16 protein-coding genes and 2 pseudogenes are annotated in these 14814 nt (G+C 61.3%); 11 read left to right on the top strand and 7 right to left on the bottom strand.

Features of this window, described 5'->3' with window-relative positions:
- Positions 1-2: 2 nt before the first annotated feature.
- Both PZL22_RS24445 and PZL22_RS24440 read left to right on the top strand, forming a co-directional pair.
- Positions 3-704: a cytochrome c3 family protein gene (locus tag PZL22_RS24445; protein ID WP_088196046.1), complete on the top strand. Its 702-nt coding sequence runs from the start codon at positions 3-5 to the stop codon at positions 702-704.
- A 266-nt stretch (positions 705-970) separates the two neighbouring features.
- Positions 971-1159, top strand: a complete 189-nt coding sequence (locus PZL22_RS24440) for a hypothetical protein (RefSeq protein ID WP_013845425.1) — start codon at positions 971-973, stop codon at positions 1157-1159.
- Between the two features lie 249 nt (positions 1160-1408).
- Here PZL22_RS24440 and PZL22_RS24435 read toward each other — a convergent pair whose 3' ends face one another.
- Entirely contained in the window at positions 1409-2302 is an 894-nt protein-coding gene (locus tag PZL22_RS24435) for a LysR family transcriptional regulator (protein WP_153492798.1), read from the bottom strand.
- A gap of 101 nt (positions 2303-2403) precedes the next feature.
- On the opposite strand from PZL22_RS24435, the gene PZL22_RS24430 reads away from it, so the two are divergent.
- Positions 2404-3144, top strand: a complete 741-nt coding sequence (locus PZL22_RS24430; RefSeq protein ID WP_127634294.1) for an SDR family oxidoreductase — start codon at positions 2404-2406, stop codon at positions 3142-3144.
- A gap of 21 nt (positions 3145-3165) precedes the next feature.
- A complete protein-coding gene (locus PZL22_RS24425; protein WP_013845422.1) occupies positions 3166-3384 on the top strand; it encodes a tautomerase family protein in 219 nt (72 codons plus the stop codon).
- Positions 3385-3995: 611 nt separating this feature from the next.
- Here the strand turns inward: PZL22_RS24425 and PZL22_RS24420 are convergent.
- On the bottom strand, positions 3996-4361 hold the full coding sequence (locus PZL22_RS24420; protein ID WP_164820711.1) for a hypothetical protein: 366 nt from the start codon (positions 4359-4361) through the stop codon (positions 3996-3998).
- A gap of 288 nt (positions 4362-4649) precedes the next feature.
- Positions 4650-5519, bottom strand: coding sequence for an aldo/keto reductase family oxidoreductase (locus tag PZL22_RS24415; RefSeq protein ID WP_088198217.1), 870 nt, complete (start codon positions 5517-5519; stop codon positions 4650-4652).
- 113 nt (positions 5520-5632) lie between these two features.
- Between PZL22_RS24415 and PZL22_RS24410 the strand changes: the two genes are divergently transcribed.
- The 3 genes and pseudogenes from PZL22_RS24410 (at position 5633) to PZL22_RS24405 (ending at position 7387) form a co-directional block, all read left to right on the top strand.
- Positions 5633-6556: a LysR family transcriptional regulator gene (locus PZL22_RS24410; protein WP_127525419.1), complete on the top strand. Its 924-nt coding sequence runs from the start codon at positions 5633-5635 to the stop codon at positions 6554-6556.
- A 343-nt stretch (positions 6557-6899) separates the two neighbouring features.
- A pseudogene (locus PZL22_RS31440) lies at positions 6900-6989 on the top strand (type II toxin-antitoxin system HigB family toxin); the annotation flags it as partial.
- 17 nt (positions 6990-7006) lie between these two features.
- A complete protein-coding gene (locus PZL22_RS24405; protein ID WP_127525420.1) occupies positions 7007-7387 on the top strand; it encodes a helix-turn-helix domain-containing protein in 381 nt (126 codons plus the stop codon).
- 56 nt (positions 7388-7443) lie between these two features.
- Here the strand turns inward: PZL22_RS24405 and PZL22_RS24400 are convergent, their stop codons facing one another.
- Positions 7444-7653 carry a hypothetical protein gene (locus PZL22_RS24400; protein WP_234837684.1) on the bottom strand — a complete coding sequence of 70 codons (210 nt, stop codon included), beginning with the start codon at positions 7651-7653 and terminating at the stop codon, positions 7444-7446.
- A gap of 265 nt (positions 7654-7918) precedes the next feature.
- On the opposite strand from PZL22_RS24400, the gene PZL22_RS24395 reads away from it, so the two are divergent.
- Both PZL22_RS24395 and PZL22_RS24390 read left to right on the top strand, forming a co-directional pair.
- Positions 7919-8865 (top strand): IS630-like element ISRm2011-2 family transposase gene (locus PZL22_RS24395; RefSeq protein ID WP_011970797.1). Its coding sequence is split into 2 segments (ribosomal slippage): positions 7919-8258 and positions 8258-8865, totalling 948 coding nucleotides; the frame shifts between segments, so codons are not numbered across the junction.
- Positions 8866-9170: 305 nt separating this feature from the next.
- Entirely contained in the window at positions 9171-10046 is an 876-nt protein-coding gene (locus tag PZL22_RS24390) for a LysR family transcriptional regulator (protein WP_164820652.1), read from the top strand.
- A gap of 90 nt (positions 10047-10136) precedes the next feature.
- Here the strand turns inward: PZL22_RS24390 and PZL22_RS24385 are convergent.
- Positions 10137-10612, bottom strand: a pseudogene (locus PZL22_RS24385) (LysR substrate-binding domain-containing protein); the annotation flags it as partial.
- Positions 10613-10733: 121 nt separating this feature from the next.
- On the opposite strand from PZL22_RS24385, the gene PZL22_RS24380 reads away from it, so the two are divergent.
- Complete coding sequence (locus tag PZL22_RS24380) at positions 10734-11003, top strand: antitoxin (RefSeq protein WP_088196198.1); 270 nt, start codon at positions 10734-10736, stop codon at positions 11001-11003.
- Complete coding sequence (locus PZL22_RS24375; protein WP_088198215.1) at positions 11000-11419, top strand: type II toxin-antitoxin system VapC family toxin; 420 nt, start codon at positions 11000-11002, stop codon at positions 11417-11419. The genes PZL22_RS24380 and PZL22_RS24375 overlap by 4 nt, the downstream gene beginning before the upstream one ends.
- A gap of 328 nt (positions 11420-11747) precedes the next feature.
- Here the strand turns inward: PZL22_RS24375 and PZL22_RS24370 are convergent, their stop codons facing one another.
- Together PZL22_RS24370 and PZL22_RS24365 are read right to left on the bottom strand one after the other, a co-directional pair.
- The gene (locus PZL22_RS24370) at positions 11748-11906 is read right to left on the bottom strand and encodes a hypothetical protein (RefSeq protein ID WP_164820653.1); all 159 of its coding nucleotides are present in this window, start codon (positions 11904-11906) and stop codon (positions 11748-11750) included.
- A 736-nt stretch (positions 11907-12642) separates the two neighbouring features.
- Positions 12643-14814 (bottom strand): xanthine dehydrogenase family protein molybdopterin-binding subunit, encoded by a 2172-nt coding sequence (locus tag PZL22_RS24365; protein ID WP_127634375.1) that lies wholly within the window; start codon positions 14812-14814, stop codon positions 12643-12645.

Raw genomic sequence — 14814 nt, 5'->3', positions numbered from 1 at the left:
CCATGGCTCGGATAAAGCGCCTCCTACTCTGGGTGTGGAAGATCCTGACTACGCCGGCCGCAACGCTCAGCCTCGCCTTTTTGACACTCGGCGGCTTCGTCGGGGGCGTGATCTTCTGGGGCGCTTTCAACACCGCCTTGGAGCTCACCAACACCGAGGAGTTTTGCGTCTCCTGTCATGAGATGCGGGCCAACGTATATGAGGAGCTTACGCGCACGGTTCATTTCTCCAACCGCTCGGGCGTCCGGGCGTCCTGTCCCGACTGCCACGTGCCGCATGAGTGGACGGACAAGATCGCCCGCAAGATGCAGGCCTCAAAGGAAGTGTGGGGAAAGATCTTCGGGACCATCAACACGCGCGAGAAGTTCCTCGACCACCGCCTGGAACTCGCCAAGCACGAATGGGCGCGGCTCAAGGCCAACGACAGCCTCGAGTGCCGCAACTGTCACTCCTCAGCGGCGATGGACCTTTCCAAGCAGACGCAGCGTGCAGCAGAAATCCATACGCGCTACCTGCTGCCGGGCAGGGCGACCTGCATCGATTGCCATAAGGGCATTGCCCACGAACTGCCGAACATGCAGGGGGTTGAGCCCGGCTGGAAGCTGCCGCCCGAACTCGAAGGAGAGACGCTCCCCTCGGCCTCGGCGATCGACGATCTAAAGCGCGTAATGAACAAGGCTCACAGCGCGGCGCTCGCAAACTAATAATGCCTTAAGCCAGAATGGTTGCGGCGAAGGTTCCTGCGACGATGGAGAGGCCATGCGGGCGTGAGCACGTCACTATCTTTACCGCTAAGAGGGGCTTTCTTTCGGATGAGTGTTCTGCGTCTTGGAGGCAAGATAGTCGCAGAAGAGGCAACATAGCGTGGTAATCGACAGGGGCACAGGCAATAAGTCATACTTTATTTTACTTCTTGCTTAATTAGACTTTGGTAGCATAGTCTGGCCGTCCACTGCCTGGGAGGAGCAAGATGGAGCATGTCGAAGCCGAAAAGCTTTCGAAGCACACCGTTGCCAAGGTTTGGAACGTCCGCGAATATTGCGAGCAACATCAATTGGGTGGGAAAGAGGAGATCCGACTTCGCCGGCTGTTTGGCCGGTTTGCCACAGCTTCCGAGCTGCAGCATAATGCCAAACGCGCTCCGAAGTGGAGATACTGAGGTTTGGTGATAGGATCTGCGCACTAAGGTCGGTGCTGTTCGACGGTCGTCGCCGCCGCCCGGCCGCAGTGCTGCTCTCGGGCGGGCCTGTTTATAGGGTGAGCTAGAATTCAAGCGCCGTCTTCACGCGGTCAGGCAGGAACGGGTAGTGCCGAAGGCGCACGCCGCCCCCGGGCCGAAGCGATGCCGGGCCGGCAGACTGCTGTGGTCGCGAACTGAGCGGTGGTTCAGCCGGCATTCGACCCATCGTCACAAGTCGGCCTCGGAGAACAGTTTGACGACCCAGTCGAGAAAGACGCGCACCCGCGGCGAAAGCTGGCGGTTCTGGGGATAAAGCGCCGAAAGCGGTGTCGGCGGGGGAGGGAACTCGGCGAGGACCTCGACCAGGGCTCCTTCGTCCAGGTCCCGCTGCAAGCGGTACCGCGGCGCCTGAATTAGGCCGAAGCCGCGAAGGGCGAGATCGTTCATGGTGTCCGAGTTGTTGACGGTCAACCTGCACGGCAGGGTCACGTAGCGGACACTGCTACCCATCGTGAATTCGAGCGGCATGATCTGTCCGGTGCGGGACGAGATGAATCCCACGGCGCGATGACCTTCCATCGTATCGGGGGAGTGGGGAATTCCGTGCCTCTCGATGTAGGCCGGGCTGGCGCAGGTGATTTCAGTAATCATCCCGAGGCGGCGCATGATCAAGCCGCTGTCCGCAATCTCTCCGGCGCGGATGACGCAATCGATGCCTTCCCTGACGAGATCCACCAGGCGATCGCCCTGACCGATCTGAAGGTCAAGCAGAGGATAACGATCGAGGAATTCGGTGAGCCGCGGCAGGAGGAACGTGCGTGTCAGCAGGGGATGCGCATCGACGCGCAACAGGCCGCGGGGCTGCATGTCGCGGAAGGCGTTTTCCGCTTCGTCGACCTCCGCGAGGATCGCAATGCAGCGCTGGTAGAAGGCCGCGCCGTCCAGCGTCGGTGCGACATGCCGGGTCGTTCGCTCGAGAAGCCGAACGCCAACATCGTGTTCCAGCTGCTTGATCGCTTCCGTGGCGGTGGATCGGGCAAGCCCGAGGTCGGACGCCGCCGCAGCAAAGCTGCGCCGCTCAACGATCCGGATGAAGAGCTGCATGCGGTCGAGCCGGTCCATGGCTTTGTTCACCACAGCCGAATTCTCATGTCAATCCTTGCCCAATTGTTCTGAACCGGCGTCGGCAGTATCTCCCTGTTCGTCAAACAGGAGACTATGACGTGACCATCAAAGGACAACGCGTCGCGATCGTCACCGGCGCATCCAAGGGAATCGGCCGGGCCATTGCGCTACAACTGGCAAAGGACGGCATCGCCGTCCTGGTGAATTATTTCAGCAGCCCTGGGGCTGCGGCCGCCGTGGTTGCTGAGATTGAGGCGGGCGGCGGCAAGGCGGTCGCGGTGCAAGCTGACATAAGCAGCCCGAGCGCCGCTGCTGACCTGTTCAATGCTGCCGAAGGAGGCTTTGGCAGCGTCGACATCCTCGTCAACAACGCCGGCATCCTGAAGCTGGCACCGCTTGCCGAAACCGACGACGCGAGCTTCGAGCAGCAGATCGCGATCAATCTCACCGGTACGTTCCGCGCCATGCGCGAAGCAGCTAGGCGGCTCCGCGACGGTGGACGCATCATCAACTTCTCGTCCAGCGTGGTCGGCGCCTATGGGCCGACCTATGGCGTCTATGCCGCCAGCAAGGCCGCCGTCGAGGCCATGACCCATGTCGCGTCGAAGGAACTCGGCCGCCGGGGCATCACAGCCAATGCGGTCGCGCCCGGCCCGGTCGAGACCGAACTGTTCATGACCGGCAAGTCCGATGAATTGGTCGAGAGGATCGTCGGGACGATTCCGCTCGGGCGGCTGGGTCGGCCGGACGACATTGCCTCGGTCGTTTCCTTCCTTGCCAGCCCCGAAGCAGGCTGGGTGAACGGCCAGGTGCTCCGCGCCAATGGCGGCATGATCTGAAGAAACCTAAAGGAGAATTCCATGCCATTCGTCAACATCAAAACCCCTGAAGCTGCGCTCAGTCGCGGCCAGAAGGAAGAGATCGTGCACCGCATGACTGATATGCTCGTCGAATACTTCTCGGAGGCGGCAAGGCCGCACACGATGGTGCTGATCGAGGAAGTAAAGGACGGCGGATATGGCCGCGCCGACGAGATTTTCGTCCTGCCGGACGCCTATCGCGTCAAGAAAGGCGGCTAGTTCGGAGCTCATCGAGAGCCAGCGGTAACCGGCCTTCGCTGCGGCCTGCCTGTGGGCGCGCCAGACCTGCGATTGCCGGAAGCCCGTTGTATGACCCGGCCCGACGCGAGCCGGGCTGGGGGAGGTCTTCGACGTCGAACCGGGCCGGCCATATCGCCCGTCAGGCCATGAAGCGGGCGAACCAGTGGAGCATCTGTTCCGGCTCGCAGGAAATAGGTATAACCGTCCCACCGCCGCGTCGTGCCCTCGATCCAGTGCAGCTTCTTGTTGGCAATCGGGATGTTGTCAAACATGGCCTGGATGTCGTCCGGCCTCGTATAGAGGTCGTCTCTTACCTGGTAGAGGAACGTTGGGATCATGAGGCTCTTGGCCCAGGGGGACGGGCGAGAACTGATCGAGCGTAAAACTCGTCTGCAACCCGACGCGGTCCTTCAGATCTTCCATATAGCTGGCGGGAACGCCGAACCGCTGGCGCGACGCCGCTGGACAATGGCTGCGGCGACACCATGCAGCGTTCACCATCGAAAACGCCGGGCCGACGCGTCATGGCGAACATAGTGGCGTTGCAGCCCAAGCAGCGGCTGAAAAGCCCGATGGTCATTTCCCGCGTATCACTGCGGCTGCGGACATCCATAGGCCAGCACATTGTAACCCGCGTCGTGCAGGATCTTGTAACCCGGCACGAAATTGACCTCGAAGTCGTTGCCGGCAGAACGGCCCAACGACTTCCACGGCTCGAGATGTGACGGCAGTCCGGCCCGGTTGAACCACCGTGGGTGGTTGGCGATGATCATCTCGTCCGATCCAGATCGCGGGATGAACCATCCTTCAGGCGGAATGCCATCCTCCGAGGGAAAGAAGACATCCTCGTACTCCAGGCCTTCCTCGTGCGGGCAGTGCAAGATGGGCGCTCGCCGCCACGTGCGGACGCCTTCCGCCAAAGCTTGCAGTGTTTTCTCGGTTTCTTCCCGCGTCACACCATCCTCCTGTCGAGTGTGGTCGGATGAATCGGGAAGTCATGTCCGTCGGCCGCCGGAACTCCTGGGGAGGTTCTGGTCGCTCAGCCGACGAGCAGGACGCCCTGAATGATTTCGCGCAAGGTATCCCACCAGCGGGCAGCGGCGACCATGTGTCAAAGTCCAGGTTTCTGTTGCGGCCGTCCAGAATCGGTATCCAAGCGTCCCCGCCGCTGCCGCGGGCTCGGTCGGTAGGAAGCGGAGCGCGTTGTTCGCCCGACGCGCCGTGCTCCATCCGCAGGTTCTCCTTCAGGCGGGCACCATTCCGTCGAGTTCGGCCATTGCTTCGTCTGGGAAGTCGACTTCGGCGGCGGCGAGATTCTCCCTCAGATGCACGCGCGAGGAGGTGCCGGGAATCAGCAGGATGTTCGGCGAGCGCTTGAGCAGCCAGGCGAGCGCCACCTGCATCGGCGTCGCCCCTAGCCGCGCCGCCACATCCGACAGCGTCGAGGATTGCAGCGGCGAAAAGCCGCCGAGCGGGAAGAAGGGCACATATGCGGTGCCTTCGGCGGCAAGCCGGTCGATCATGGCGTCGTCAGCGCGGTTGGCGAGGTTGTACATGTTCTGCACACAGAGGATCTCGGTGATCCTGCGGCCTTCCTCGACTTGCCTCAAGGTCACGTTCGAAAGGCCGATATGCCGGATCAGCCCCTGCCTTTTGAGATCGGTCAGCACCGTCAGCGGCTCCTCAATCGAACCCTCGGCCGGGCCGTGCACGCTGAACATGGCGCGCAGGTTCACCACCTCGATCGCGTCGAGCCCGAGATTGCGCAGGTTGTCATGCACGGCCTGCGTCAGATCTTCCTTCGAGAACGCAGGATTCCACGAGGCATCCGCGCCGCGCCTGGCGCCCACCTTGGTGACAATGACGACGTCGTCCTGGTAGGGGTGGAGCGCCTCCCGTATGATCTCGTTCGTCACGTGCGGGCCATAGAAGTCGCTGGTGTCGATGTGGTTGACGCCGCTTTCAACCGCTTCGCGAAGGACGGCGACCGCTTCCGCGCGATCGCGCGGAGGGCCGAAGACACCTTTGCCGGCAAGCTGCATCGCACCATAGCCGAACCGGTTCACCGGCCGCTCGCCGAGCATGAAAGTTCCTGATTCTGCAACACTGGACATGCACTGATCTCCATTTGAGCCACAAAAACGGGATTAAGGCTGTTTCATCGGCAGGACAATCAGCTACCATTCGTACGGGCTGTGCGGCACGCCGAACAATTGGGAGCGGGAATATGGAACGGGACAGGCCCAACATGGCGGATGTGGGCGCTTTCATGAAGGTCGCTCGGGCCGGTGGGTTCCGGGAGGCGGCTCGGGCGAGCGACATCAGCGCGTCGGCGCTGAGTGACGCCGTACGGCGCCTGGAGGCGGAACTCGGCGTCAGGCTTCTCAACCGTACCACCCGCAGCGTCGTACCGACCGAGGCTGGCCGGGGGCTGATGGAGCGGCTCGGACCGGCATTCGGAGAGATCAATGCCGCGCTCGATTTCGCTCGCGGCTTCCGCAACCGCCCGGCGGGCGTCCTGCGGTTGAACGTGCCGGTCAGCGCCGCGCGGCTGGTCCTGCCGCCCATCGTGCCACCGTTCCTTGCGGCCTATCCCAACATTAGGCTGGAGATCGTGACCGAGGAGGGCTTCGTCGATGTTGTCGCCGCGGGCTGCGATGCTGGTATCCGCTACGACGAGCGGCTGCAGCAGGACATGATCGCCGTTCCGATTGGGCCACGCGTGCAGCGTTATGCGAGCGGCGCCTCGCAAGCCTATCTCGACGCGCATGGCCGGCCGCAGCATCCGCGCGACCTGCTTTCTCACAGCTGCATCCGCGGCCGTTTTGCCGGCCGGCCGATCAGTCCCTGGGAGTTCGAGCGCGACGGCGAGGTGATCACGATTGACCCGCCCACGTCCCTCGTGGTGCAGGCGGGCGGCGGCTCGGATCTTGGGATCGCAGCGGCGATTGCCGGAACTGGAATCGTCTCGCTCTTCGAGGACTGGTTGCGTCCGCAGTTCGAAAATGGAGCGCTGGAGCCCGTGCTGGAGCCATGGTGGCTGAGTTTTCCCGGCCCCTTCCTCTACTATCCTGGGCGCCGGCTGGTGCCGGCGCCCCTGCGGGCCTTCATCGACTTCATCAGGGCCATGCCGGCGGCTCCATCGGGTTGAGCAACAAGCCGCATGCCGCTATCCAGAGCCTGAAGGTGCGCAAACGCGTCGGTATGCTCCGTCCTTTGGGAATACAAGCGTCACTGTTCGCCCGTCTGCGGTGTCAGTTTCATACTCTACCATCGATCCCATTCGCACGACATTCCCAAGCACGGCAGCGTCGGAAACCACGCGTGCGCGTTCGAGCTCGAGCAAGAGAGATAGCCGAGGTTGACATGCAGGGGCGGCCCATTCCGGCCAGATTCGCGCCAAAAGCTCTCCTAGACTGCATTCCGTCGATGTTGCTTTGGTGGTAGTTGAGAGTGCCCCGACTACACAATTTCCAAATTGGGAACTTCACGCGGGGCTGGTCGCATTTCGATCAAAGCGGATTTTCGTTCTGTTTGCCGGGACGCACGCCCAGTACGATGCGATCGACGTCAAAGACCTCTGACGTGAAAGGAAGTCGACATGTTGGATTTGAAAGCTTTTCGAACGCTTCAGAGTGAGGTCGAGTACAACGCCGCGCTGAAGGAAGTTCGGCCGTATTTCGAGAACGAACCCGATGAAGGCTCTGAGGAAGCTGCGCACTTTGACGCGCTCGTCCTTCTAATCGAACACTACGAAGGTAAGCACTATCCAATCCCGACGGCGAGCCCGGTTGAGGTGGTCAAGTCCGTGATGGCTGCGAACAATTACACGCGTGCCGATCTCGTGGCGGTTATTGGCTCCAAAGCGCGGGCGGCCGATCTTTTGAACGGCAAGCGGGAAATCAATCTGGATCAGATCCGAAAGCTAAGCAAGGAATGGAACATTCCGGCTGGCTCACTGATCGGCGACGTCGCGGCTTAAGGGATACCCACAACCAATAACTGAAGCGCTCGGCGCCCTGGCCACTTTACGGTGACCTAAATACTCAAGCCGAGGCCCTTCTTCAGGCTCCGCGTGAGTTCGTAGGTTCGGCTCAACTCCGCCCGGTGTGTCCGGTCGACGAGGCTGGCGACCTCGTTGATGCGGTCGATCGCGGCCGTGTCCTTCAATCCCAGACGGTCGAGCTCCGTCTTGAAGCTCCGCGGATCCGCACTGCCGAGACGATGCGCCGCCCCGCCGCTATCCACGCTCTATTCAATCAGCAACCTTTCAATTTAGGCACCCCTGTCGGCATCAACGGAGGCGAGGTCCGTCGCAACTTAAAGATTAGGACAAATGCAAAATAGCTCTACTTGTTAGGGGATGCGCGGGCCTGGGCCGGATCGCAAGCTGCAGGAACTAGTGAAACCGGGCGCGTTAGAGCGGGATGCATTTAGGCGGAATCGGAAAGGGGATTCCTTTTTCTGCGCAAATCAGATTCACCATTCAGGCCGGTGAAGGAGGCCGGCCTTTATGGCGAGACCTTTTTCGAATGATCTTCGGGAACGCGTTGTCGATGCGGTGACGGGCGAGGGCCTATCGTGCCGGGCAGCGGCCAAGCGCTTCGGCATCGGCATCAGCACCGCGATCGATTGGGTGCGGCGGTTTCGCGAGACGGGCAGCGCCGCACCCGGCCAGATGGGTGGGCACAAGCCCCGCAAGCTTTCCGGTCCGCACCGGGCTTGGCTGCTTTGCCGCTGCCGCGAGCGCGACTTCACGCTGCACGGACTTGTCGCCGAGTTGAGCGAGCGCGGCCTGAAGGTGGATTATCGCGCCGTCTGGACCTTCGTGCACGAAGAGGGGTTGAGTTATAAAAAAAGACGCTGGTCGCCAGCGAACGGGAGCGGCCCGACGTCGCCCGCCACCGGGCACGATGGCTGAAGCACTGCCCCGGAATTGATCCCGCCCGCCTCGTTTTCATCGATGAGACCTGGACGAAGACGAACATGGCGCCGCTGCGGGGCTGGGCGCCTCGCGGCGAACGACTGGTGGGCTACGCCCCCTTCGGCCATTGGAACACCATGACCTTTGTCGCCGCACTCAGGGCCGACCGCGTCAGCGCTCCCTTTATCCTCGATGGCCCGATCAATGGCGAACGCTTCCGCATCTATGTCCAGCAAGTTCTGGTGCCGGAACTCAAAGCCGGCGACATCGTCATCCTGGACAATCTCGGCTCCCATAAGGGTCAGGAGATCCGCGCCGCCATCCGTAAGGCCGGCGCCCGCCTGTTCTTTCTGCCGAAATATTCCCCCGATCTCAATCCGATCGAAAAGCTCTTCGCCAAAATCAAGCACTGGTTGCGTGAGGCACAGGCCAGATCACGCGACGCAATCCATGACGAACTGCGCCACATTCTCCAAGCCGTCACCCCACAGGAATGCGCAGCCTACTTCAAAGAGGCGGGATATGAACGGGCTTAAATACATACCGCTCTAGTGGTCAGTTTCGTGCTACGGGCTGAGCCTGGCACGCCTTCCGTCGCCTTTGAACGGCGCTCCGCAGATTTCTCGAACCAGCTAACGATCCAGCCGAAGCCGTCCCATTCGCGACCGTCGAGCGGATCGGCAAAAGCATTGGTTCTTTTCTTGCGGTGTTGGGTTACTAGCTCTCTATATACAATCGTCCATTGCAATAGCATCTCGTTTCTCCGCCATGCTGTCTGGCCAGAATGTGGTTCGTGGCGGCTTGAAGATGTAGACGCACAAGCGAAAGGCACGTTTCAGAGATGAAACTCGAGAATTGGGATGATCTTCGGTTGTTCCTGCACGTCGCTGAACAAGGCGGGCTGGCGGGTGCCGCCGAGAGGGCGGGCGTCAGCGCGCCTACAATCGGACGGCGCATGCTGGCGCTTGAACGCGCCATTGGGAGAGCGTTGTTTGTACGGGCGCGTACGGGATACGAGCTTGCACCGGACGGACACGTTCTGCTGGAGCGCGTGAAGGCGATGTATGAGGCGGCGCAAGATATCCACAACTGGCAGGAGTCGGTACACTCGCTGCCAATGGTGCGGCTTCTTTCCGACAGCACGTTGTCGTGCTTCACGGCCGCGAGCTTCAACCACCTGTGGTCGCCCCGCGACTCGTTTCGCGTGTGTTTCAAAACTTCCGAGGCCATCCTTGACCTGACGTACCGCGAAGCAGACATAGGACTAGCCGCCGAGCGGCCGGAGACTGGTAATGTCGCTGCCCGCCGTTCCGTCCGGATCGCCTACGCGCCCTACTGCGCCCAGGGTTTTGATCAGCAACGCAACAACAACTGGGTGTCGCTCGGCACCGACGTCGCAAATCAGCGGTGGAAGCGGTGGACGTTTGAACATCGGGGCCAGTTCATCACAAACTGGGTGAACGCACCTCGTTCGATGTTCGATCTTGTGAAGGCGGGAGCGGGCGTCGGTGTTCTGCCGTGCTTCATCGGCGATCGCGATCCCAGCTTCCTTCGGGCGGGCCACGTGATTGACGAGCTGAGCCACCACTTGTGGATCGTGCTGCATGATGACGAGCGGGACCGGGAATCCGTCCGCACTGTCGCTGACCGTCTGTCGGCGCTGCTTGCAGCGAACGCCCCGCTATTCTGTGGATTCACTGGGCAAGATCCCTTGTGAACGGAGCGGGTAAAGCGACCCCAGCAGGCTCAAGTGCGTGATCCGCTGACACATCTGTTCACCTCAACTTGACGCGTATAAGGGCTCGCCTCAATTACTGCCCCATACGTCCATCAGCATCTTGAGAAACCTTTCCGCGGCCGGCGATAGGGTGCCGCCGCGACGGCGGACCACGCCGATGGTACGCGATATCTCGGGATCGCTAATCGGGAGTGTGATCAAGAGCGGATGGTCATCCTGCGGGGTCGCCATGCGCGGCAGGACTGAAATCCCTAAGGGCATCGACCAGACCGAGCGAGGTGGACAGATTGGTCACTTCGTAGAACCAACGCAGCTTGCTATTCGATTTTGTCAGGGCCGCATCCAGCAAGGTTCTGTTTCCGCTTGAACGATGAGCGGTGATCAGATGGTAGGGCTCGAGGTCTGCCCAGCCGACTGAGGGTTTGGCGGCAAGCGGGTGATCTTTGCAGGCCGCAAGCACGAAAGGGTCTTCCCCCAGCCGGGTCCGACGTGCCCACGAACTCCATCTTTCCCCGTGCGACCACCCGTAGGCCGTCGGCCTCGGGCGGCATTCGATGCAGCGCGCCCACGCCAGCGCCGACTAAACTCGCGAGGGGTCTCTGATCAGGCGCTTGAAATCCAGCCCACGGGGATGTATATGCACATGTATATGCAAAGGAGGCCGAGATGCCCCAACTCCGACACAACGAACCAACACCGCCAAGGGAAGCCAAGCTCTTCCGAAATAATAGAAGTCAGGCTGTACGTATCCCCGCTGATTTTGAGCTTCCCGGCGATCGGGTGATGATCCATCGGGACGGAGATCGGCTGATAATAGAGCCGGTGCTCCGCAAGAACTTGCTGGAAGTGCTGGCTGGTTTGGAGCCGCTCGGGTCTGAAGATGAGTTCCCTGACGTTGACGAAACCCTGTTGCCGGTGAAGGAAATCGACCTGTGAGCAGGCTCTACATGCTGGACACCGATATCGTGTCCGAGCTTGCGCGAAACCCACAGGGGGCTGTCACTAAACGCATTGCCGAGGTAGGACCGGATGCAATCTGCGTCAGCATCATTACGGCGGCAGAGTTACGCTATGGATGCGCCAAGAAGGGATCATCGAAACTGCTGGCGCAAATCGAGACCATTCTTGAAAGTATGCAAGTGCTTGCGCTCGATGTGCCTGCTGATGCCGAATACGGCGGCATCCGGGCTGAACTGGAGGCCGCTGGGAGGCCCATCGGCCCGAATGACCTGTTCATCGCGGCTCATGCCTGTATGCTTGGAGCGGTGCTGGTAACGGCCAACAGTAGCGAGTTCACACGCATTCGTGATCTCAAGGTCGAGAACTGGCTGGATTTCACTTCTTCGGGTTGAAGCCAAGGGCGCTCATGCTTTTGCCGACTTCGAGCAAGGGAAGAGACGGCATAGCAAATGCGCTGACTTCGTGCTGATGGTAGTAGAAAACGTTTATCCCGGCCTCAATGTTGTGGCGGCACCTTCGTCGTGCAGGCCAGCTGAACGGCGATCTAGCGCGCGAGTCCTCATCCAGCAGACGCTGCGCCTCCTCAATCCCGAATTCCGAACATCCCTGCCCCATAAAGACTGCATGACAAATGAACCTTATGGAACTAGAGCCGACTCTTGCTCAATTGCACCGAAGCCATCTCGGGCGATTTGTTCGGCCTTGTTCGTCGTCAGGGGTCTACGTTCCGTGTCGATCCGAAAATCGCAGAAATCGTCGGAGTAGGTGAGGGGACGACATCGCAGCCAGTGCCTCGATGCCCTCGGCGCTGTAGGTCTTGCGGACGTTCCTCGGATCGGCGTCGAGCTTGCTCAATGCAACAGTGATGATGTCAGTCATGATGGTTCCCCTTTTTTCCCTATACCCGCGAAGCGGCCTCATGCCCGAAGGGGCAGGAGCCCCGCTCCTGCTCCCCGAACTCGCGCGGAGCAGCGGGGGAGAGGGGGCAAGGGGACAAGTCGGAGGGGGATCACCCGCCCGAAGGGGCGACGCAAAATCCACCTCGAGCGGATCCGAGTCGATCCTGCACGGAGCGAGATAAAGGCGAGCGGAGGAAGGACGGGGAGACCGATTTTCCCCTTGCAGGGGAGAGGGGGCAGCGCGCCCTTTCCCCACTGAAGCAAACAAATGAGCATACCGGGCGAAGGCGCAGCCGAAGCCAGTTCGCAACCGCTTGACCGGTTAAAAGGGCAGCCGCAGGAGGTTTAGCATAGCGCCGCTCGAAGGGCGGAAACCGGGACCGACTGCCCCCGGCAAGCGGTTCATTTTGGTCTTCCACCTCTGGTGCCGGCGTTTCCCACAAGCGTTCGGCAAACCCTACGGCGCTACCCGGCGGGCGCGGGTTGCCTTCGGCTGCTCCGCTCACTGATGCTCGCTGCGGCCGCTTGTGCCGGCTATGCCGGCGCGGCTGGAAAACGCCTCACCCAATTCGGGCCGCAGCGTGGGCGCTGAACTTCTCAACAGGGTGGGATTGCGGGGTTTGACCCGCCATGGCTGTGGCACCATCACCCGCGGTCGCGTCGGGAGCGTCGTTGAAAGGCGCCTCGGCAGCGCGCGATGCCTTCGCCACCACCCATCAAACGCCGAGACTGTTGTTCTTCAACGGCAATTGTCGGATGCGCTTGCCAGTGGCCGCAAAGACCGCGTTCAGAACCGCTGGTCCCGCTACCGCGATCGTCGGCTCGCCGACGCCGCCCCAGAAATTCCCCGATGGCATGAGAATGGTTTCGACGGCCGGCATCTGGTCCATACGCATGACCTCGTAGGTATCGAAATTCTCCTGTTCGACGCGACCGCCATTGATCGTGCACTCTCCATAGAGGCAGGCTGAAAGACCGTAGACGAAAGAGCCCTCCACCTGCCGCTCGGCCTGGGCGGGATTCACGATATGGCCCGGGTCCGTCGCCGCGACGATGCGGTGGATCTTAAGCTGCCCGTCTGTGACCGAGACTTCCGCCGCGGCTGCGACGTAGCTGCCGAATCCCATGATCTGGGCAAGGCCGCGATGGATACCGCTTCCTGCCGGCTTTTCCCAACCGATCCGTTCGGCGACTGCGTCGAGAACGGCAAGGTGGTTAGGATGGTTGACCAGCAGTTTTCGCCGCAATTCGAGCGGGTCGATGCCCGCCTCGTGGGCGAGCTCGTCGATGAAGCATTCGACGTAGAGAGCGTTCTGATTGAGATTGACCCCGCGCCAGAACCCCGGTGGAACTGGGGGATTGCGCATCGCATGATCGATCAGCAGATTGGGGATGGTATAGCCGAAGGCGCCTTCGGCATCGCCGTCGTTCAGACCCTGGAACACGGCCGGATCGCGCCCGGTCTCGCGCACCTCGGCGCGCAGCGACCAGAGAATCGACTGCCCGCTGATCCGCATGTGAAAGGCGGACACGTTGCCCTGCTTGTCGATTGCTGCTCGCAAGCGGCATTGCGTCACCGGATGGTACGCGCCGTGCAGCATGTCCTCTTCGCGCGACCAGATAAGCTTCACGGGGGTGCCCGCGAATTCTTTGGCAAGCCTCACGGCCTGACGGACATATTCCTGGTAAGCGCCACGCCTCCCGAAGCCGCCGCCGAGATGCAGCTTGTATACCTCGCATTGCTCCATCGGCAGGCCGGAGGCTTCGGCGGCAGCGACAAGGCTCGTCTCTCCGTTCTGCGTCGGCACCCAAACTTCGCATTTATCCGTCGTATATCGCGCCGTCGCGTTCATGGGCTCCATGGTGGCATGGGCTTGGTATGGAAAAGAATAGGTAGCCGTGACGACCTTGGCGCTTTCGGCAAGTGCTGCCCGAACGTCCCCAATCGCCGTGCCAACGACTGCCTCTTCTGCGTCCAGACCTTCTCGCAGCATCGCGGCAATCGTTTCGCTGCTGACGTTCGTGTTCGGGCCTTCATCCCAAACGATCGGCAGCGCATTAAGGGCGGAATGGGCCTGCCACCACGTGTCGGCAACAACGGCAACGGCCGTTTCATCGACCTGAACGACCTTCCTTACGCCCGGCATGCCCGAGACGGCTGCGGCATCGAAGCTTGCCACCTTCCCTCCGAAGACCGGGCAGGCTTTAATCGAGGCGTTCAGCATGCCCGGCAGTTGCAGGTCGACACCGTAGACCTGCTTGCCTGTCAGCTTGTCGCGCGTATCGAGCCGCGGCAACGGCTTGCCGGCAATCTTCCAGTCCTTCGGATCCTTCAGCGGCACATTGGCCGGCGGTTGCATGTGCGCTGCGAGCGAAGCAACGGCGCCGTAGGTGACGGTCCGGCCGGAGGGATTGTGGGTGATGACGCTGTTCGCCGCCGAGCATTCCTGCACCGGGACTTTCCAGAGGGTCGCGGCCGCAGCGACGAGCATTTCGCGCGCGGTGGCTCCGCCCTGACGCACATATTCGTGCGATTCCCGAATTCCTCGGCTGCCGCCGGTCGAGAAATTGCCCCAGATGCGATTCCGCCTCAGGCTTTCACCGGGTGTCGGATATTCCGTCGTGACTTTCGACCAGTCGCATTCGAGCTCCTCGGCGACGAGCTGGGCGAGGCCGGTGAGCGTTCCCTGACCCATTTCGGAGCGGGCAATCCGGACGACGACGGTGTCGTCCGGATGAATGAGAACCCAGGCATTCACCTCGGGCAGGATGGCGTTTCTCTCCTGGGCCAGTGCAGCAAAAGGCAGGTGAAAGCCGAGCGAGAAGCCGCCGGCCGCAGCGGCGGTGCCGATCAGAAAGCGGCGGCGCGACAAGATTGAAACTGTCAT

It is taken from the genome of Ensifer meliloti (genome assembly GCF_030064585.1).
Classification (GTDB): domain Bacteria; phylum Pseudomonadota; class Alphaproteobacteria; order Rhizobiales; family Rhizobiaceae; genus Sinorhizobium; species Sinorhizobium meliloti.
Note: the sequence above shows the minus strand (reverse complement) of the source record. Positions and strands in the feature narration are given on the sequence as shown.

Bases quoted from the DNA above. Each gene is read 5' to 3' on its own strand.
- PZL22_RS24445 (WP_088196046.1), top strand. From the start codon at position 3: ATGGCTCGGATAAAGCGCCTCCTACTCTGGGTGTGGAAGATCCTGACT.
- PZL22_RS24440 (WP_013845425.1), top strand. From the start codon at position 971: ATGGAGCATGTCGAAGCCGAAAAGCTTTCGAAGCACACCGTTGCCAAG.
- PZL22_RS24435 (WP_153492798.1), bottom strand. From the start codon at position 2,302: ATGGACCGGCTCGACCGCATGCAGCTCTTCATCCGGATCGTTGAGCGG.
- PZL22_RS24425 (WP_013845422.1), top strand. From the start codon at position 3,166: ATGCCATTCGTCAACATCAAAACCCCTGAAGCTGCGCTCAGTCGCGGC.
- PZL22_RS24415 (WP_088198217.1), bottom strand. From the start codon at position 5,519: ATGTCCAGTGTTGCAGAATCAGGAACTTTCATGCTCGGCGAGCGGCCG.
- PZL22_RS24410 (WP_127525419.1), top strand. From the start codon at position 5,633: ATGGAACGGGACAGGCCCAACATGGCGGATGTGGGCGCTTTCATGAAG.
- PZL22_RS24405 (WP_127525420.1), top strand. From the start codon at position 7,007: ATGTTGGATTTGAAAGCTTTTCGAACGCTTCAGAGTGAGGTCGAGTAC.
- PZL22_RS24390 (WP_164820652.1), top strand. From the start codon at position 9,171: ATGAAACTCGAGAATTGGGATGATCTTCGGTTGTTCCTGCACGTCGCT.
- PZL22_RS24380 (WP_088196198.1), top strand. From the start codon at position 10,734: ATGCCCCAACTCCGACACAACGAACCAACACCGCCAAGGGAAGCCAAG.
- PZL22_RS24370 (WP_164820653.1), bottom strand. From the start codon at position 11,906: ATGACTGACATCATCACTGTTGCATTGAGCAAGCTCGACGCCGATCCG.
- PZL22_RS24365 (WP_127634375.1), bottom strand. From the start codon at position 14,814: ATGACAGTTTCAATCTTGTCGCGCCGCCGCTTTCTGATCGGCACCGCC.